Source organism: Hornefia butyriciproducens (genome assembly GCF_009695915.1).
Taxonomy (GTDB): domain Bacteria; phylum Bacillota; class Clostridia; order Peptostreptococcales; family Anaerovoracaceae; genus Aminicella; species Aminicella butyriciproducens.
In genome coordinates this window covers 87,851-108,027 of record NZ_VUMZ01000006.1, presented here as the reverse complement: position 1 = coordinate 108,027, position 20,177 = coordinate 87,851, and the positions used below count along the sequence as shown (strand labels likewise).

Here is a 20,177-nt window from a genome sequence, read left to right as displayed (position 1 = left end):
ATAAGAGATAATCTCCTGGAAGCAGGAGATTTTCTTTGTTTCAGGACGATTTTCAGTCCTGCGGGACGGGCAGTTGACTCTTGAAGATATGTGAGAAGTGTAGTAAAATACAAGGAAGTACGAGGTTTTTCAAACCGGAAAGGTAATACTGCGGAAAGTGAGAGAGTAATAATATGAGTTCAAAATTCAGGAAAATTCTTAGCGTACTTATTATCGCACTCGTCGCGTTCGGTGCATATGTTTCGTTCTTCGGACTCGGACCGGTGGATAATATCAAAGATTCACTGAAGTACGGTCTCGATATTGACGGCGGCGTATACGTGGTCATGGAGGCACAGACCGGGAAAATGACCGGAACCAAGCTGAAGGAGACCATGGAACAGACGCAGCAGGTCATCAACAAGCGTGTCAACGCCATGGGAGTGTCGGAGGCTTCAGTCAACATTGAGGGTGAGAACCGCCTCCGTATTGAAATGCCCGGTGTGAAAGACGCTAAAACGGCGATCAACCGGATCGGTGATACGGCGAAACTTCGTTTCACGCTTGCGGACGGAACGCAGTATCTTACCGGAGACGACGTCAAGACCGCCTCTGCGGAAACGGACAGCGAGCACGGCGGTTACAAGATTATCATGAAATTCAGCTCGAAGGGTCAGGAGAAATTCGCCCAGGCCACCAGACTGGCGGCGGCCGGGAATGTTAACGCCACTGTAAAAGACGACAGCGGCAATACCGCAGATCCGACATCTGTTGTTATCTGGCTGGACGATAAGGTGCTGACAGCGCCGACGGTAACGGGCGAAATCAATAATGATTCCTGCGAGATCTATCAGCAGAACGGCGGATATTCCAAGACAGAGGCGCAGGAAACCGCGGCTCTGATCCGGGGCGGCGCACTGCCGGTATCGCTGACAGAGGTGGAATCTTCGGTACGGACGGCCTCAATCGGCGCTAATGCGCTGGACAAGAGCATTGTGGCCGGAGGAATCGGACTGTTGCTCGTCTTTATCCTGATGATTCTGATGTATAATGTGCTGGGACTTTTCGCAGATATCGCGCTGTGCCTGTATGTTATTCTTGTACTGTGGATCATGTCTGCGATGGGAGCTGTTCTGACGCTTCCGGGTATCGCCGGTATCGTCCTGGATATCGGTATGGCAGTGGATGCCAATGTAATTATTTTCTCCAGAATCAAAGAGGAAATCGGATTGGGCAGGTCGATACGGGTGGCAGTTGACCAGGGCTTCAAACATGCGCTTGTCACCGTTCTGGACGCGCAGATCACCACGCTTATCGCCGCAGTCGTTTTGTACGAACTGGGCTCCACAACAGTGAAGGGATTTGCCGTTACCCTGATGATCGGTATTATCGTCAGTATCTTCACCGCCGTAATCATCACTCAAATATTTGTCGGCGCACTGGCGGACAGCAAATTCGCGAAGAATACGTTCTTCGGATGCAGGCCGGACGGCACCCCGAAGAAACTGGTCCGGAAGGAATTCCATTTCATTGAAAAGCGGAAGATCTTCTATTGCATCAGCGGCGCTGTAATCGTAATCGGTCTGGTGACGCTGGGCATACGGGGCTTCAATTACGGAATTGACTTCACCGGAGGAACCATGATCCAGATGGATCTCGGCAAGAAGGTGGCTATCAGTGATGTGGAGAAGACGATCAGACAGTATCACCTGAATCCGGAAATTGTGTACTCAGGCGCCGATCAGCATCAGGTGATCATCAAGACAACCAAAGCGCTGAACGCAAATGCGAGAGCCAGTGTGCAGCAGACAATCGAGAAGAAGTATGACCTGAACAAAAAATCCGTGGTCGCTTCCGAAGAATTCGGGCCGTCCATCGGCAAGGAGCTCCGGAACAACGCAGTCAAGGCGATTTTAATCGCAGCGCTGTTCATGCTGCTCTACATCATCTTCCGGTTTAAGACCTGGCGATACGGCGTCGCTGCGATTGCCGGAATCGGTCACGATGTATTGGTTCTGATAGCGGTATATGCGGTTTTCCGGATTCAGGTCAACAACCCGTTCATTGCGGCAATCCTGACGGTGGTCGGATACTCTATCAATGATACGATCGTAATTTTCGACCGCGTCAGAGAGAATTCGAAAATGCTGCGTCAGAAACCGGTTATGGAGCTGCTGGATCACAGTATCAATCAGACACTGGATCGATCAATCATGACTTCAATGACCACAGTTATCGCAACGGTGCCGCTTCTGATTCTGGTATCGGCACAGTTGTCGCAGTTTGTGCTGCCGCTGATGATCGGTGTGCTGGTGGGAACCTATTCCTCTATCTGTCTCTGCAGCCCGCTCTACTATGAGTTTAACCGCAGAGCAGAGGCGTCCCGTTATCTGGCGCAGCAGAAAGCCAGAAAACGGATTGAAGCAAAGAAAAGCTCGAAGAAATCTGAAAAAAAGGCTGTTGAAGCGCCGAAAACTGAAGTGAGCAAAATCACCGAAAAAACCTCCGATGCCGGAATCGCTGCCGGAGATACAAGCACCGGCCAGGAGGCAGAGGCACCGAAGAACGGAAATAAATCCGGGAAAAAATCCGGCGGGAACGGTAAAAAAGGAACCGGCGGAAGCAAGAGCAGAAAGAAGAAGAAAGGCAGCAAAAGAAGATAACGAGTCGATATTACCGGAGAATGTATGGAGACAAAAGCAAAGTTCCTGAAGGAAATTCTGAAATACAAGCAATATGACACCGAACTGATCGGGCGGGCCTATGAGAAGGCTAGACTGCTTCACGAAGGACAGCTTCGCAAAAGCGGCGAGCCGTATCTGATCCATCCCATCGCAGTGGCCATCATCCTTGCCCAGCTGGGCATGGATGATGAAACCCTGGTCGGTGGGCTTTTGCATGACGTGGTAGAGGATACGGCGTATACTAGAGATCAGCTGGTACAGGATTTCGGCGAGGAGGTGGCGCTGCTGGTAGACGGCGTCACCAAACTGGGAACGCTTAAATTCGACAGCAAGGAGGAGGCGCAGGCGGAGACTCTGCGCAAAATGTTCCTGGCGATGTCCAAGGACATCCGGGTGCTGATTATCAAACTGGCGGACCGTCTTCACAACATGCGGACCATCGAATACATGAGTCCGGACAAGATCATCGAAAAATCCAGAGAGACGCTGGAGATCTATGCGCCTCTCGCCAGCCGGCTCGGAATTTATACGATAAAATTCGAGCTGGAGGACATCGCGCTGAAATATCTTCATCCCGAGGAATATGAAACGCTTTCGCGCGAGGTCAGCGAGAAGCGGGAGCAGAGAGTCAAGTTCATCAACGAGGTTATCGCGGAAATCCGGGAGGCTCTGGACGCCATGAACATGAAGTATGACATCATGGGCCGTTCCAAGCATTTGTACAGCGTCTATAAAAAGATGGTTCTCCAGCACAAGCAGCTGGATGAAATCTTTGACCTGACCGCAATCCGGGTCATTGTGGAGAATGTCAGAGACTGTTACGCGGTACTGGGACAGGTTCACACGATGTGGAAGCCGATCCCTGGCCGGTTCAAGGATTATATCGCCATGCCGAAGCCCAATATGTACCAGTCTCTTCACACTACTGTGCTGGGAGACAACGGCGAGCCCTTCGAAATCCAGATCCGCACCTATGAAATGCATCGGGTCGCGGAGTACGGTATCGCGGCGCACTGGAAGTACAAGGAAGGAAATACCAGCGGCAGACAGAACAACGAGGATATGAAACTTGCCTGGCTGCGGCAGACCCTTGAATGGCAGCAGGAGCTGGACGATCCGAAGGAATTTATGGAGACCCTGAAAATGGATCTTTTCTCTTCCCAGGTCTTTGTATTCACTCCGAAGGGGGAGGTCATCGACCTCCCGGCGGAATCCACTCCGCTGGACTTCGCATTCAAGATTCATACAGACGTGGGATGCCACTGTGTCGGCGCCAAGGTGAACGGGAAGATGGTGACCATCGACCATACACTGCATAACGGCGACATCGTGGAGATCGTCACATCAGCCAATTCATCCGGACCCAGCACAGACTGGCTGCGTATCGCAAAGAGCTCCTCTGCGAGAAACAAGATCCGCCAGTACATCAAACGCCAGAACAAGGGAGACGACGTCTCCAAGGGAAAAGATGCGCTGGACAAATATGTCCGGAAGAAGGGCTACGATCCCCAGCAGATCATCCGCACACGTTATCTGACGGCGGCTATGAAGGAAATGAAATTCGCCACCATGGACGAGGCTTATACGCAGATCTCGCAGGGCGGCACTGTCCTGAGCCGGTACGCCAATCTGCTTTTCGACCTTTATAAGAACGAGCAGGAAGAGGAAAAGCAGAGAAAACAGAGAAAAGAAGAAGAGCTGATGAATGAGTCTGCGAAGCACGAGAAGACGATTCGCAGGCATCGGGAGAACCCCGGAATCATCGTAAAGGGCTCTGAGAATATGCCGAATCTGATGATTCGCGTGGCCAGGTGCTGCAATCCTGTGCCGGGAGATGAAATTATCGGCTTTATCACAAAAGGAAGGGGCATTTCTGTACATCGGAAGGACTGCTCCAACATTGTTTCGCTTCCGGAAAAAGAACACGCCCGTTTCATCGAGGTAGAATGGGAAGAGATCGCTGAGGACAAATCATATGCGGCCGAGATCTGTGTGATCACAAGCGACCGCAAGGGAATATTCTCGGACATTTCCCGGGCCTGCGAGGATCAGAACGTTCGCATCGAAGGCGTGAACGCCAAGAGCACCCGGGACGAGACGCTGAGCATCACGCTGACGCTGATGCTGATCAGCACACAGCAGATGCAGCGGGTCCTGCGGACACTGAGGAATGTCAGCGGCGTTCGGAGCGTGTATCGGGCGAGATCGTAGACCGCAGAGGAAAGACCTGCCCGCACAGCCGCGCATCCGCGACAGAGGCAGGTTTGAATTTCTTAAACTTTGCAAGGGGCAATCGGAGAAAGCAGAGCAATCGGAGGGAGTATGAAAATATTCAGATACAGCACCGGACCGATCATGGTGAATACATACCTCGTCTATGATGAGAATAAAATCGGCTTTGTGGTCGATCCGGGAGGCGTCAGCAGACAGCTGAACGAAAAACTTGCGGCGGAAAATGTGGATCTGCAGTATATTGTGCTGACCCACGGTCACGCCGATCATACCGGCGGAATAGCGGAACTGAAGAACCGGTATCCGGGAATCAGAATCGTCGCGTGTGACAGAGAAAGGACGATTCTGGAAACGCCGGAATACAACTCGTCGCCGGAACTTCTGGGACGTCCTGTCAGCGTCCGGGCGGACATCTATGTGAAGGACGGAGACTCCATGGAGATCGGTGACATGAAACTGAAATTCCTGGAGACTCCGGGACATACGCCCGGAGGAATGTGCATTCTTGTTCCGGGGCATGTCTTCAGCGGTGACACCCTGTTTCAGGCAGCCATCGGTCGTACGGACTTCTACGGCGGAGACTACGGAGAAATCGTCCGCTCCATTCGGGAAAAACTTTTTCCTCTTCCGGAGGATACAATTGTGCTCCCCGGTCATATGAACCAGACCACGATAGGCTTTGAAAAGGAGAACAATCCCTTTGTCCGATAAACTGAAAATCAAAATTCACGGATACCGCAAGCTGCCGGTTCTTCAGGAACTGATCGACGAATTTCTGCGCCCGGCGGATTACGAGCTTCTGCCGGACGACGGGTTCCGGCGGGATGCTGCGGTACACATCAATCTGCGGGAATCAGCTGACAAGGACGAAATCAAGCGAGAGATCTTTGACCGTCTTTCGGAACTGACCGGGATCCGGCCTGACTGGGGGATCCTTACCGGCGTCCGGCCGGTCAAACTGGCGGGAGAAATGCTGGAACGCAGCGGAGATCGGGAAGCGGTTTTCCGGACGCTGACGGGCGCTGACCGGCTTACGGAGGATAAGGCGAGCCTGATCCTGTCCGTTTACGAGCGGCAGGATCGTCTGTACGGAAAAGCGGATGAAAATTCCACCGGTGTCTATATCGGAATTCCGTTCTGTCCGACGAGATGTGTGTACTGCTCCTTTGCGTCGAATCAGGTGGGCAATGAGGAGATCGAGCGGTATCTGACTGCGCTTCATCAGGAAATCCGGTACGCGGGACGGAGGCTGAGAGAAAGCGGAATGTATCCGGAAACCGTTTATTTCGGTGGTGGAACGCCGACGACTTTGACGGCCGTTCAATTGCAGACGCTTCTGGAGACAACCAAGGAATCCTTTGACTTTTCCGGAGTCCGGGAGTTTACGGTGGAAGCAGGAAGACCGGACACCATCACCGCAGAGAAACTGGAGGTCCTGAAGAATTTCGGGGTGGACCGGATCAGCATTAACCCCCAGTCCATGCGGCAGGAAACGCTGGACGCCATCGGACGGAGCCATACGCCGGAGGATATCAGGAGGGCGTTTGCGCTGGCAGCGCGCACGGGATTCCGGGTGATTAACGCGGATCTCATCGCAGGACTTCCGGGCGAGGCAGAAGAGGATTTCCGGGACAGCCTTCGCCAGGTGCTGGAGCTGGGCGCAAATAATGTGACTGTGCATACCCTGGCGGTGAAGCGGGCATCCCGGCTGAAGGATATCGACCGCGACTATCATTACCGTGTCGCGAATACAGTTGCCGCCATGCTGGAGGACAGCCGCGAGATTCTGGGTGAACATGGTTTTGTTCCATACTACCTCTACCGGCAGAAGCATATGGCGGGGTTCTTCGAGAACACCGGATACTGCCTCGGAGAAACAGACGGACTCTACAACATCCGTATCATGGACGAGCATCAGACCATCGCGGCTCTGGGAGCGGGAGGAATTTCCAAGCGCTATTATCCGGAGACCAACCGCCTGGAGCGGGTGCCGAATGTAACCAATTATCAGGAATATATCCGCCGCATTGATGAGATGTGCGCGAGAAAAGAAAATAAATTATGGAGGTAAATCTATGCTAACGAACGCGCCGAAGGGCACAAAGGACACATTGCCGGATCAGGTATACCGCTGGCACTATGTCGAGAAGAAGTTTGCCGAGATCTGCGACCGCTACGGCTATCGCGAGATCCGCACGCCGGTGTTTGAGCACACAGAACTGATCAACCGCGGCGTTGGAGATACCACAGACATCGTTCAGAAGGAAATGTACACGTTTAACGATCACGGCGGCAGAAGCCTGACCCTCAAGCCGGAGGGAACCTCACCGGCAGTGAGAGCTTTTGTGGAGCACAAAATGTATGCGGAGGTGCAGCCCACCAAACTGTACTATGTGACGCCGTGCTTCCGCTATGAAAAACCGCAGTCCGGAAGACTTCGGGAATTCCACCAGTTCGGAATCGAGATTTTCGGTACGCCGAACATGATGGCGGATACGGATGTGATCTGCTTGGCTCACGATTTCCTGGAGGAAATGGGAATCCGGGACGTGACGCTGGAGATTAACAGTGTCGGATGTCCGGAGTGCAGGGCACGTTACAGGAAAGCCCTGCAGGACTTTCTGCGGCCGCATTACGACGAACTTTGTGATACCTGCAAGGACAGGTTTGAACGGAATCCGATGAGAATTCTGGACTGTAAGTCTCCTGAGGATCAGGCTATCGTTAAGGATGCGCCGGAGATGCTCGACTATCTTTGTGACGACTGTGCACAGGCTTTCCGGGACGTGCAGGAAGATCTGACTGCCATGGGAATCGAATACGTTGTGAATCCGAGAATCGTCCGGGGGCTGGATTATTATACAAAGACAGCGTTTGAATTCGTTTCCAACAGCATCGGCGCGCAGGGGACCGTCTGCGGTGGCGGGCGTTATGACAATCTCTGCGAGGAGCTGGGCGGACCTCCGATTCCGGGAGTCGGATTCGGTCTGGGCATTGAACGTCTTCTGATGCTGATGGACGCCAACGGCGTGGAGATTCCGGAGCCGTCTCCGGTGGAGGTATTCATCGTGACCATGGGGGATAAAGCCAAAGCCGAAGGCCTCGGCCTGATTCACACACTTCACAGAGAGGGAATCAGCGCGCAGATGGATACTCTGGCACGGAATGTGAAAGGGCAGTTCAAATACGCCGCCCGTCTGAACGCACGTTATACTATTGTAATCGGCGATGAAGAGATCGAGAAAGGCGTGGTTCAGTTCAAGGATATGGAGCAGCATGAACAGCGCGAGATTCCTTTCGGCGAAATTCTGAAGGAACTTGGAAAATAACAGTAGGAGCTTGATGTATGTCAGAAATATTTAAGAGAACTCACATGTGCGGCGAGCTGCGCATGGAGAACGCCGGAGAGACTGTTGTTCTCAACGGCTGGGTTTCCAGACAGAGGCGTCTGGGCGGACTGATCTTCGTGGATCTGCGGGACAAAACCGGCATTGTACAGATCACGTTCGATGAAAGTGTCCCGAAGGAGATTTTTGATCGGGCACAGGCGCTGCGCGGAGAATATGTCATCGGGATCAAAGGGACGGTACGGGAGCGGGCTTCCCGGAATCCTGAGCTTCCTACCGGCGATGTTGAAGTCTTCGCCTCTGATATGATACTCTATGCGGAGGCGGCAACCCCGCCGATCTATATCCGGGATGACGATAACGCTGACGATAATCTGCGGCTGAAGTATCGCTATCTGGATCTGCGGAAGCTGAAGATGCAGCGGAATCTCACATTCCGTCACAGAATCGCGAAGGTGACGAGAGATTATTTCGACGAGCAGGGATTTACTGAGGTGGAGACGCCGATGCTGGTACGCTCCACGCCGGAGGGCGCCAGGGACTACCTGGTTCCCAGCCGTGTGAATCCGGGACAGTTCTATGCACTGCCCCAATCGCCGCAACTGTTCAAACAGCTTCTGATGGTGGGCGGAACCGACCGTTACATCCAGATCGCGAAATGCTTCCGCGACGAGGACCTGCGGGCAGACCGGCAGCCTGAATTTACACAGATAGACATGGAAATGTCTTTTGTGGATATGGACGATGTGATCGGGATGCAGGAAGGCTACCTGAAGCGGCTGTTCCGGGACGTTATGGATATAGAGATCGAGACGCCGTTTCCGCGCCTGACCTGGCAGGAGGCTATGGAACGTTACGGATCGGACAAGCCGGATACGCGGTTCGGATTTGAGCTGAAAAAGCTGAATGATGTGAAGGCGGTTGCGGAAACGGAATTCATGGTGTTCCGGAATGCGCTGGACAGCGGTGGAGACGTTCGGGGAATATGCATCGAGGGCGGATCGAAGCAGTTCAGCCGTAAGGATATCGACAAGCTGACGGAGGCGGTGAAACCCTACGGAGCCAGAGGACTGGTCTGGATCCGCAGAGAAGAGAACGGGTACAAATCCTCCGTCAATAAGTTCTTCAGCGAAGAACAGCTGGATGAAATCGCGGCGGTGTTCGGCGCCGCGGCAGGCGATCTGATTTTAATCGCCTCGGACCGGCCGAAGGTCGTGTTCGACAGCCTCGGGTTCCTCCGCCGCCATATTGCGGGAATGATGGGCCTATTGGATGACCGTCAGTTCAATCTGCTCTGGGTGGTGGATTTCCCGATGTTCGAGAAGGACGAGGAAACAGGCCGGGTAAAGGCCATGCACCATCCTTTCACACATCCTAAAGCGGAGGACATCCCGATGCTTGATACGGATCCTCTGCGGGTCAGAGCGGATGCGTATGATATCGTTCTGAACGGCGTGGAGATGGGAGGCGGCAGCATCCGTATCCATGACCGTAAGCTGCAGGCGAAGATGTTTGAAATCCTCGGAATCTCAGAGGAAGAAAGCATTCAGAAATTCGGGTTCCTGCTGGAGGCCTTCAAATACGGTGCGCCGCCTCACGGCGGTCTTGCCTACGGACTTGATCGCATGGTCATGCTGCTGGCCGGAGAACACAGTATCCGGGACGTAATGGCCTTCCCGAAGAACCAGAACGCTCAGTGCCTCGTGAGCGATGCGCCGAACACTGTGGATGAGGAACAGCTGGAGGAGCTTTCAATCAGGCTCAGGTGACATGAAGAATATCGGAATTCTCGGAGGAACGTTTGATCCTTTCCATCTCGGGCATCTATCCATTATGGAAGCGGCCGCAGAGGAACGGCTTTTTGACCGGGTCATTCTTCTGCCCGCACGGGTCAGTCCGTTTAAAATCGGCAGAGAGATCGCAGACAGGGAAGACCGTCTCGCCATGCTGGAATGTGTCGCAGCGGAATATCCTTCCGTGACAGTCTCCAGGCTGGAGATTGACAGCACGAGAGTGTCGTATACCTTTGACACTCTGACGGAGATGCAGAAGCAGTGTCCCGGCGACAGGCTATGGTTCATCGTCGGATCAGACTCTCTGCTGAGTCTGGAGCGCTGGTACAAAGGCAGGGAACTGCTTCGCGGATTTTCCTTTGTGCTCGCCCCCCGGCCGGGATTCGACCGGACTGATACCGAAGCACATATTCAGCGCTACCGGGAACTTTACGGGACGGAAATCAGGACACTGCACAACAGACTGAAGAACATCTCCTCCACAGAGATCAAAAAAAACATCAGAGAGGGAAAACCCATCGATTCCCTGGTTCCGGGACCGGTGGCAGACTATATCAATGAACACAGACTCTATCAGTAATTACATCAGAGATCATCTCAGTGAAAAACGCCGGATTCACACGGAAGGTGTCCGGACGACGGCGATAGAGCTGGCCCGTCGGTACGGGGCCGATCCGGAGAAGGCAGAGACGGCTGCGCTGTTTCACGACATGTTTCGCGGCGTGGATCGGGATACCTTGAACCGATATGTGGACGAGCTGGGGCTGGACCCCGGTCGGTACAGAGACAACCCGAATCTTGCACACGGAAAGATTGCCGCGGAGATCATGCGTCGGGACTACGGGATCACGGACCCGGATATCATCAACGCCGTAAGGTATCATACGACAGGTCGTCCGGGAATGTCTCAGCTGGAGAAGGTGGTGTTCATTGCGGACGCCATCGAGCCCTCCCGGGATTATCCGGGCGTGGAGGAACTCCGGAAAGCGACCTGGAGGGATCTGGACGAGGGGTGTCTGACGGCACTGTCCAGAACGTCGGAATATGTGAAGAGCCGGGGAATTCCTCTGGATGAGGATACAGCGGAAGCAGAAGCGTATTTCAGAAGGTTAATGGAGAATAAGAATGGAGAATAAAGAATTTGCAATGCAGGCAGCAGAGGTGCTGAATCAGAAGAAGGGAATCGGCATCAAGGTCATCGATATCGCCGGCAAATCATCGTTTGCAGATTATCTGATTGTGGCGAGCGGAGGTTCGGACCGCCAGGTAGCGGCTCTCTCCGACGCGGTGGAGGACCACTTCGAGGAGCTGGGCGTCACTCCCAGAAGTATCGCGGGCAAGAACAACACCGGATGGGTGCTGATGGATTACGGCGACGTGATCGTGAATATTTTCAATCCGGAGCTCAGAGAACGGTACAACCTGGAGCAGGTATGGGGTGACTGCAGTTTTGTGGAGATAAAAGATCAATAACAGGAGTTACAATAATGGACGAGAAGTATAATTTTAAACAGGTAGAAAAAAAGTGGCAGAAATACTGGCAGGAGCATGACTGCTTCCATACAGAGGAGGATCCGTCGAAAGAAAAATATTATGTTCTGGAGATGTTCCCTTATCCGTCGGGTAAACTCCATATGGGACATGTCAGAAATTATTCAATCGGCGACGTGGTGGCTCGTTTCAAGAAAATGCAGGGCTATAACGTGCTCCATCCGATGGGCTTCGATTCCTTCGGACTGCCGGCGGAAAACGCCGCAATCAAGCATGGAATCGCACCGGACAAGTGGACCTGGGATAATATTCACGAGATGGAAGACCAGCTGAGACAGCTGGGACTTTCCTATGACTGGGACCGGGAGGTGCAGACCTGCAATCCGGATTACTACCGCTGGATGCAATGGATCTTTATTCAGTTCTTCAACAAGGGACTCGCTTACAAGAAGGAAAACCCGGTAAACTGGTGCCCAAGCTGCCAGACAGTGCTGGCTAACGAGCAGGTTGTGGACGGCTGCTGTGAGCGCTGCAAAACCCCGGTCGGCAAGAAAAATCTGTCCCAGTGGTATTTCAAGATCACTGATTATGCGGATCGTCTGCTGGAGGATCTGGATCATCTTCCGGGGTGGCCGAACAAAGTAAAGGTCATGCAGGAAAACTGGATCGGAAAATCCGTCGGCGCAAACATCGATTTCAAAATCGACGGAACCGATCGGGTACTGAAGGTTTTCACCACCCGCGCCGACACTCTGTTCGGCTGTACATACATGGTTATGGCGCCGGAGCATCCCTTTGTAAAGGAACTGGTGGACGGAACGCAGTACCAGGAGCCGGTGGACGAGTATCTGGACAAAGTCCAGCATATGAACGAGATTGAGAGAACTTCGACGACAAAGGAAAAGACGGGAGTGTTCATCGGCAGATACGCTGTCAATCCGGTGAACGGGAAGAAGGTTCCGATCTTCATTTCCGACTATGTTCTGATGGGATACGGAACAGGAGCCATCATGGCGGTCCCTGCGCACGACCAGAGAGACTTTGACTTCGCCAGAGCGTTCGATCTGGAAATCATTCCGGTCGTCGACCCGGGAAATCCGGACATCGATGTAAACGATCTGAAGGAGGCCTTTGCTGCCGAGGGTACTATGATCAATTCCGGACAGTTTGACGGCATGAACAACCGGAAGGCGATACCGGCGATGATCGACTGGCTCAATGAAAACGGTGTCGGGGAAAAGACTGTTAACTACAAGCTTAGGGACTGGCTCATTTCCAGACAGCGCTACTGGGGAACCCCGATTCCGATGATCTACTGCGACGACTGCGGATGGGTTCCGGAAAAGGAAGAAAATCTGCCGGTTCTGCTGCCCACCGACGTGAAATTCACCGGAAAAGGAGAATCTCCGCTGACGACATCCAGGACCTTCGGAGAGTGCAGCTGCCCGCGCTGCGGAAAAAAGGCCAGAAGAGAGATGGACACGATGGACACCTTCCTCGACTCCTCCTGGTATTTCCTGCGTTATTGCGATCCAGGGAACGAGAAGCAGGCGTTCAGCCGGGAGAAGACGGATTACTGGATGAATGTAGACCAGTACATCGGCGGAGTGGAGCACGCTATTCTGCATCTGATGTATGCCCGGTTCTTCCAGATGGCTCTTTATGATCTGGGCCTTGTGAAGGATCAGGAACCCTTTGAAAATCTCCTGACGCAGGGCATGGTCAACAAGGATGGCAAGAAGATGAGTAAATCTCTGGGCAATGTCGTCAGCCCCGAGGAGATTATTGACCGCTACGGCGCTGATACAGCGCGCCTGTTTATCCTTTTCGCGGCGCCGCCGGAAAAGGAACTCGACTGGTCCGACACCGGCGTCGAGGGAAGCTACCGCTTCCTCAACCGTGTATGGAGGCTGGTCTATGACTTTGTCACAAATTATGACGTGAAGGAAACCGACTTCAGTGTCGTGACAGAGGATGATAAAAAACTGAACTATATGTTGAATACGACGATAAAGAAAATTACGGATGATGTGAGCGGACGCTTCAGTTTCAATACAGCGATCAGCTCAATCATGGAGCTTGTGAATGAGCTTTACCGGTATAAGCAGCACGCGGAGATCAACGAACCGCTGTTCTGCGCGGCCGTCACCAGGCTGGTCGTAATCCTTTCGCCCTTCACACCTCATATCTGTGAGGAAATGTGGAGTGCCCTGGGACATACAGAGTCGCTGACCGAGGTCGGCTGGCCCGCCTACGATGAATCTGCGCTGGAACAGGATACCATTGAGATCATCGTGCAGATCAACGGGAAGCTGAAGGAGAAGATGCAGATCGCCAGCGGACTTGACCGTGCTGCCCTGGAGGAACAGGTCAGAGCGAACGAGAAGGTGCAGGCGCTGATCGAAGGCAAAAATGTGGTAAAGACGATTGCGGTTCCTGACAAGCTTGTAAACTTTGTCGTCAGGTAAAAGGGGAAGCAATCGAATGAGAGACTATAACAGCAAGAAACCGTCACGCCCGGCGCCGCAGAAGAGAAAGAGCGGCGCCGCAGCAGGCGGAGGCAGCAGAAAAAGGACGGAAAAAAGCAGACAGTCCGGCCGTACCAGATCAGCGGCTCCGGTATTTGCGGAGACCAGAGAGCTGGGAAAGCAGCTGGGACTGAAGGAGAAACAGAAGACACAGAAGAAAAACCGGACCGCGGAGCAGACTTCCGCAAAAGCAAAGCCGAAGAAGGCGGCGACGCCAAGGAAAAAGGCGGAAAACATGAAGATCTTCCCGATCGGAGGTCTGAACGAGATCGGAAAGAATATGACGGTTCTGGAGTACAAAGATCAGATTATGGTCATCGACTGCGGAATGTCCTTCCCTGAGGACGAGATGTTCGGCATCGATGTGGTCATTCCGGATTTCACCTATCTGATCAACAATGCGAAAAAGATCCGGGGCGTTGTGATCACTCACGGACACGAGGATCATATCGGGGGAATCCCCTACCTTCTGAAGAAAATCAATGTGCCGATCTACGGAACCCGGCTTCCGCTCGGGTTGATCCGCAACAAGCTGGACGAGCACGGAATAAAGGGAGATCTGAGACCCATCAATGCAGGAGATAAGTTCAGACTGGGCGATTTCAAGGTTGAAGCGATCCGCACGACCCATTCCATCGCTGACTCTATCTGCCTCTGCATTGAAACGCCGGCGGCGCGGATCTTCCATACCGGCGATTTCAAAATCGATTACACGCCCATCGACGGAGAACCCATCGATTTCGCCAAACTGGCGGAGCTGGGCCGCAAGGGAATCGATCTGATGATGGCAGACAGCACCAACGTGATGCGGCCGGGATTCACGCCGTCTGAGCAGGTGGTCGGGCAGACTCTGGACGGTATTTTCCGGGAAGCGAAAAACCGGATCATCATTGCCACCTTCTCTTCTAATGTACATCGGGTTCAGAAAATTATCGAACTGGCTGTACGGTACGGAAGAAAGTTTGCAGTTTCCGGAAGAAGCATGGAGAACGTGGTAAAACTGGCGGTAGAACTGGGATATCTGAAATTCCCGGCAGGATCCTATGTAGAACTGAACAAGACCAGAAATATTCCGGACAGTGAGCTCGTCATCATTACGACGGGAAGCCAGGGCGAGCCAATGTCTGCATTGGCAAGAATGGCTGACGACGAGCACCGCAATGTGAAACTCAAGAAGGGCGACATGGTCATCCTTTCGTCGACTCCGGTACCCGGAAACGAAAAAGAGGTGTCAAATGTCGTCAACAAGCTTTCCGAAAAGGAAGTCGAGGTCATTTACAATGAAGTTGCGGACATTCATGTTTCCGGGCATGCCTGTCAGGAGGATCTGAAACTGATTCACTCCCTTATACGACCGAAGTTCTTCATGCCGGTTCACGGGGAGCACCGTCATCTGGTGCGTCATGCGAAACTGGCGGAGGAACTGGGAATGAAGAAGGATAATATCTTCATTCTGAGCAACGGCGATCAGCTGACTGTGGACAAGAGAAAAGCGATTCAGTTCAAAAACGTGGTCAGTGCCGACGATATTCTGGTAGACGGACTTGGTGTCGGAGATGTTGGAAACGTCGTACTGAGAGACCGGAAGATGCTGTCGGAATCGGGACTGATCATCATTGTCGCCGCCATCGACAGGGCCAACGGAGTCGTGGTGTCCGGTCCGGAAATCGTCTCGAGAGGTTTTGTCTACGTCAAAGAACATGAGGAACTGATCGAGGCGGCCCGCAAAAAAGCTCTGGAATCCATAGAAGCGAATATCCGGGGCGGGTTCAAGGACTGGAATACCATTAAGAACGGCGTTCGGGACGACATGCGTAAGTTCGTGTTCAAGAGCACGCGCCGCAGTCCGATCATCATGCCGATTTTCCTGGATATATGAACCCGCTGCTGCCCGTTATGCTCCCGCAGATTTTAACGGGTGCATGAAAATAAATCGAGAGGTGATAACAGTATGAACGTGTATGATCAGGCTCACGGGCTGGCACAGGCCATTCGGGAATCTGAGGAATTCAAACAGTATGACGCACTGAAGCAGAGGATCGACCAGAATCCGGAGATCGCGAATGCGGTTCATGATTTTGAGGCGAAACAGATGGAGCTTCAGGCCAGACAGATGATGGGAGAAACTGCCGCAGACGGTATGCAGCAGCAGATTCAGGATCTCTATCAGATCGTCATGAAGGACCCCGCCGCCGCGGCTTATCTGCAGGCACAGATGCGGTTTTCTCTGATGATGAGCGACGTCTACAAAATCCTCGGAGAAGCAATGGGTATTGGCAATCCGCTCTAAATCTGCTATAATAGTTCATATCGTGAACAGTTTGACAGATTTGTAACGGGTCACGGAAAATAACAGATAAGAAAAAGACAGATAGAAAGAGAGTTAAGACCAATGATAACAGCAGGAGATTTCAGAAAAGGCGTTACGTTTGAGATGAACGGGGAACCCCATGTGGTTCTGGACTTTCAGCATGTCAAACCGGGAAAGGGTGCCGCTTTTGTCCGCACCAAGTACAAGAATATCCTGACGGGAGCGATTCGCGAGGAGGCGTTCAACCCCAGCGACAAGTTCCCGAAGGCTCACATCGACACCAAGACGATGCAGTACCTGTACAACGATGGTGAACTTTACTATTTCATGGATCAGGAAACCTATGACCAGGTTCCCATCAGCAAAGATGATGTGGAAGAGGCGATGAAGTACCTGAGAGAGAATGACGAGGCGACGATCAAATTCTACAACGGAACCCCGTTCCAGGTAGAAGCGCCGAATTTCGTGGATCTCGTGGTGACAGAAACCGAGCCGGGCGTCAAGGGCGACACCGCGACGAACGTGACAAAGGCCGCCACAGTTGAAACCGGCGCTGTGATCCAGGTGCCGATTTTCATCGAGGAAGGTGAAAAGATTCAGATCGATACCAGATCCGGCGAGTATCTGGGAAGATCCAAGTAAACCCTCGGCATGAGAATGCGCAGGGCCCCGGAACCTTGTAAACTTTACAATGAACGAACATTCAAAGGGGCGTATTATACGCTCCTTTCTTCGTTTCTGACGCAACCTGGAGGAAATATATGAGTAAAAAAACCAAAGCCAAAGGAAAGGGAACGGTCATAAAGGTGATTCTTCTGATCGTTGCGCTTCTGATCGTCCTCTTTCTCGGACTGATCATATACGCGAACAGTCTCGGAGGAAACGCCAGAGATTCCGGAAGCAAGACGATGATCACAGTGGCGATTGAGAAGGGTTCAACCACCAGTGATATCGGCGCGCTTCTTGAGAAGAAGAAGATCATCAATTCCGGCTCTGCGTTTAAGCTGTACACTGCATATAAACGTCTGGACGGAACGTATCAGGCCGGTACCTACGCACTGTCCCCGTCGATGACTGCGTCGGAGATTTCGCATATTCTGCAGAACGGAAAGACGAACGACATCACCTTCACGATTCCGGAGGGCTACACGGAGTATGACATTGCCTCCCGTCTGGCATCTATCGGTCTTGTGGATAAAGACCAGTTTGTGTCTCTTCTGGAAAACGGCGGATTTTCCACGGAATACACGTTCCTGAAAAAGGCGCAGAAGGGCAAACACAATCTGGAGGGCTATCTGTTCCCGAGCACTTATACGATTCCGGCAACATCGGACGGCGATTTTATCATCAGCACGATGTTGAGCGCCTATCAGAAAGTGTTCACCGATGCGGACCGCGCCAAGGCCAAGAAACTGGGCTATTCTGAGAATGAGATCATCATCATCGCATCCATCATTGAGAAGGAGGCGGCGGTGGACGAAGACAGAGCCAAGGTCGCCAGCGTCATCTACAACCGTCTGGACGACGGCATGGCACTTCAGATGGATTCCACCGTCCAGTATGTCCTGAGTCTCAGCAGCGACCGGAAGAAAGATCTGTCTATTGATGACACCAAGGTGGACTCCAAATATAATACGTATAAGTACACCGGTCTGCCTCCCGGGCCCATATGCAATCCGGGCAGAGCGTCAATTGAAGCGGCGCTGAATCCCGCGAAGACCAAGTACATGTACTTCATTCTCAGCGACAGGCTGGATGACACCATGGTCTTTTCGACGACATATAAACAGTTCCTGAAGGACAAGGAAGCGTATTACAAAGCAAGAGACAAGGCCGAGAGCAAAAATAATTGATGGAGATGATAAATGCGGATGTCCAGACGTTTCTGAACCGGTATTACCGACCGGTCAGCGACGCTCTGGTCCCGTTCCGGGAAGCGGGAGAAAAGGACAGAATCCCGATTATCCTGAAGGAAACTGAATCTGTACTGACGATGCTGCTGAAACTGAAGAAGCCGGCTCGCGTTCTGGAGATAGGAACGGCGATCGGCTACTCGGCAGCATTCTTTGCCCTGTCCTGTCCGGAGGCGGAGATCTATACCATCGAAAAAGATGAACTGGCGTATTCTGCGGCGCGTCTGAATGTGAAACGCGCCGGTGTATCAGACCGTGTTCATCTGTTGTTCGGTGACGGTCAGGAACAGATTGAGAAACTCAGGGATCGGGGAATCGCGGACATTGACTTTGTGTTCATCGATGCTGCCAAGAGCCATTACAAACGGTTCCTGGAGAGTGCTCTGGAAATCTGCGGAGACGGTGCCGTGATCGTTTCGGATAACATTCTGATGCATGGACTGACGGTATTCGAGTCGGCTGCGCCGGACGGAAAGCACCGCAGGAAACATAATACTAATCGGAGAAAAATGCGGGAATATCTGGATTTCATCACAAGGGATCCCCGCATGACCACATCGCTGATGACTGTGGGCGACGGCATGGCGGTCACCTTGTATGAGAAGAAATGAAAAAAATTGAGCTGCTTGCCCCTGCGGGGGATCTGGAAAAACTGAAAACCGCCGTAGACTACGGCGCAGACGCTGTCTATTTCGGAGGAGAGATGTTTTCTCTACGGGCCGGCGCGGGAAATCTCACGGTTCCGGAGATTCGGGAGGGTGTGGAATATGCCCGTCAGCGCGGGTGCAGATGTTATCTGACCGTGAATATTTACGCGCATAACGAGGATATCGGACCTCTTCAGATGTATCTCAGAGAACTGCGCGGAATTCCGATCGACGCGTTCCTGGTTTCCGATCCGGGCGTCATGGATGTCATTCGCGAAGAGTTTCCTTCTGCGGAGCTTCATCTGTCGACGCAGGCGAACATGACAAATTACAGAGCTGCCGGCTTCTGGCACAGAATGGGGGTGAAACGGCTGGTTCTTGCGAGGGAACTTTCTCTTGCAGAAATCCGGGAGATTTCACAGAAAAGCTCCGATGGACCGGAACTGGAGGCCTTTGTACACGGAGCAATGTGCATTTCTTACTCCGGACGCTGTCTCCTGAGCAGTTTCATGACGGGGAGAGATGCGAACCGCGGATTGTGTGCCCATCCCTGCCGTTATCGCTATGCTCTGACAGAGGAGAAACGCCCCGGCCAGTATTATCCGATCGAGGAGGACAGCCGGGGGACATATATCCTCAATTCCAAGGATCTCTGCATGATCCGTCATATTCCGGAACTTGCGGAGAGCGGAGTCGTCAGCGCCAAGCTCGAGGGTCGGATGAAGAGTGCGTATTACGTGGCGACGGTGGTTCATGCCTATCGCCAGGCTATTGATGCATATTACCGCGATCCGGAGCATTATGTGTTCCGGGAGGAGTGGTTCCGCGAACTCTGCAAGGTCAGCCACCGGGAATTCACGACAGGCTTCTATTTTCACGAGGCTGCAGCAGAGGATCAGAATTACGAAACCAGCGCCTACCGGAAGGAATACACTTTTGTGGGTGTGGTGCGCAGACCGGCGGGTGACGACGGATTCGCCGTCGTGGAGCAGAGGAACAAAATGACCCGGGGAGAGCGCATCGAGGTGTTCGGCCCGGACATCGGATTCTTCTGTCAGGAAATCGGAGAAATGTACGATCTGAAAAGCGGGGAACCGCTGGAATCCGCGCCTCATCCTCAGCAGATGCTGCGCATGAGGATGGAGCAGCCGGTGAAGGAGGGCTACATGCTCCGCCGGAAAATCGAAGAACCCTGAAGGAAACACAGAAAACAGTATCGGAAAAGGCTTTGCAGGGAACGCATTTATACATG

At 52.8% G+C, this 20,177-nt stretch carries 16 protein-coding genes; all 16 read left to right on the top strand.

The genetic code is table 11. From position 1 onward, the window contains the following. Nucleotides 1-173 precede the first annotated feature (173 nt). The 16 genes from secD to FYJ64_RS07420 all read left to right on the top strand — a co-directional run bounded on the left by secD (nucleotide 174) and on the right by FYJ64_RS07420 (nucleotide 20,121). The gene (gene secD / locus FYJ64_RS07495) at nucleotides 174-2,642 is read left to right on the top strand and encodes a protein translocase subunit SecD (RefSeq protein ID WP_154574561.1); all 2,469 of its coding nucleotides are present in this window, start codon (nucleotides 174-176) and stop codon (nucleotides 2,640-2,642) included. A 24-nt stretch (nucleotides 2,643-2,666) separates the two neighbouring features. Beyond that, nucleotides 2,667-4,874: a RelA/SpoT family protein gene (locus tag FYJ64_RS07490; RefSeq protein ID WP_154574560.1), complete on the top strand. Its 2,208-nt coding sequence runs from the start codon at nucleotides 2,667-2,669 to the stop codon at nucleotides 4,872-4,874. Nucleotides 4,875-4,985: 111 nt separating this feature from the next. Further along, on the top strand, nucleotides 4,986-5,606 hold the full coding sequence (locus tag FYJ64_RS07485; protein ID WP_154574559.1) for an MBL fold metallo-hydrolase: 621 nt from the start codon (nucleotides 4,986-4,988) through the stop codon (nucleotides 5,604-5,606). Then, nucleotides 5,596-6,966 carry a coproporphyrinogen dehydrogenase HemZ gene (gene hemZ, locus FYJ64_RS07480; protein ID WP_206045590.1) on the top strand — a complete coding sequence of 457 codons (1,371 nt, stop codon included), beginning with the start codon at nucleotides 5,596-5,598 and terminating at the stop codon, nucleotides 6,964-6,966. The genes FYJ64_RS07485 and hemZ overlap by 11 nt, the downstream gene beginning before the upstream one ends. A gap of 4 nt (nucleotides 6,967-6,970) precedes the next feature. After that, nucleotides 6,971-8,224: a histidine--tRNA ligase gene (hisS, locus tag FYJ64_RS07475; RefSeq protein WP_154574557.1), complete on the top strand. Its 1,254-nt coding sequence runs from the start codon at nucleotides 6,971-6,973 to the stop codon at nucleotides 8,222-8,224. Between the two features lie 17 nt (nucleotides 8,225-8,241). Further along, complete coding sequence (gene aspS / locus FYJ64_RS07470; RefSeq protein WP_154574556.1) at nucleotides 8,242-10,011, top strand: aspartate--tRNA ligase; 1,770 nt, start codon at nucleotides 8,242-8,244, stop codon at nucleotides 10,009-10,011. Between the two features lies 1 nt (nucleotide 10,012). Continuing rightward, entirely contained in the window at nucleotides 10,013-10,615 is a 603-nt protein-coding gene (nadD, locus tag FYJ64_RS07465) for a nicotinate-nucleotide adenylyltransferase (RefSeq protein WP_206045589.1), read from the top strand. Beyond that, on the top strand, nucleotides 10,593-11,171 hold the full coding sequence (yqeK, locus tag FYJ64_RS07460; protein ID WP_154574554.1) for a bis(5'-nucleosyl)-tetraphosphatase (symmetrical) YqeK: 579 nt from the start codon (nucleotides 10,593-10,595) through the stop codon (nucleotides 11,169-11,171). Before nadD ends, yqeK begins: the two co-directional genes overlap by 23 nt. Then, nucleotides 11,161-11,508, top strand: a complete 348-nt coding sequence (gene rsfS, locus FYJ64_RS07455) for a ribosome silencing factor (RefSeq protein WP_154574553.1) — start codon at nucleotides 11,161-11,163, stop codon at nucleotides 11,506-11,508. The genes yqeK and rsfS overlap by 11 nt, the downstream gene beginning before the upstream one ends. A gap of 14 nt (nucleotides 11,509-11,522) precedes the next feature. Beyond that, nucleotides 11,523-13,994 (top strand): leucine--tRNA ligase, encoded by a 2,472-nt coding sequence (gene leuS, locus FYJ64_RS07450; RefSeq protein ID WP_154574552.1) that lies wholly within the window; start codon nucleotides 11,523-11,525, stop codon nucleotides 13,992-13,994. A 16-nt stretch (nucleotides 13,995-14,010) separates the two neighbouring features. Beyond that, nucleotides 14,011-15,933: a ribonuclease J gene (locus FYJ64_RS07445; protein WP_441138918.1), complete on the top strand. Its 1,923-nt coding sequence runs from the start codon at nucleotides 14,011-14,013 to the stop codon at nucleotides 15,931-15,933. Nucleotides 15,934-16,005: 72 nt separating this feature from the next. Continuing rightward, nucleotides 16,006-16,344, top strand: a complete 339-nt coding sequence (locus FYJ64_RS07440; RefSeq protein ID WP_154574551.1) for a YlbF/YmcA family competence regulator — start codon at nucleotides 16,006-16,008, stop codon at nucleotides 16,342-16,344. A gap of 102 nt (nucleotides 16,345-16,446) precedes the next feature. Then, nucleotides 16,447-17,007 carry an elongation factor P gene (gene efp, locus FYJ64_RS07435; protein ID WP_075711860.1) on the top strand — a complete coding sequence of 187 codons (561 nt, stop codon included), beginning with the start codon at nucleotides 16,447-16,449 and terminating at the stop codon, nucleotides 17,005-17,007. Between the two features lie 119 nt (nucleotides 17,008-17,126). Next, on the top strand, nucleotides 17,127-18,218 hold the full coding sequence (gene mltG, locus FYJ64_RS07430) for an endolytic transglycosylase MltG (protein ID WP_154574550.1): 1,092 nt from the start codon (nucleotides 17,127-17,129) through the stop codon (nucleotides 18,216-18,218). Continuing rightward, complete coding sequence (locus FYJ64_RS07425; RefSeq protein WP_154574549.1) at nucleotides 18,218-18,889, top strand: O-methyltransferase; 672 nt, start codon at nucleotides 18,218-18,220, stop codon at nucleotides 18,887-18,889. Before mltG ends, FYJ64_RS07425 begins: the two co-directional genes overlap by 1 nt. Further along, nucleotides 18,886-20,121, top strand: coding sequence for a peptidase U32 family protein (locus FYJ64_RS07420; RefSeq protein WP_154574548.1), 1,236 nt, complete (start codon nucleotides 18,886-18,888; stop codon nucleotides 20,119-20,121). Before FYJ64_RS07425 ends, FYJ64_RS07420 begins: the two co-directional genes overlap by 4 nt. Nucleotides 20,122-20,177: the final 56 nt, after the last annotated feature.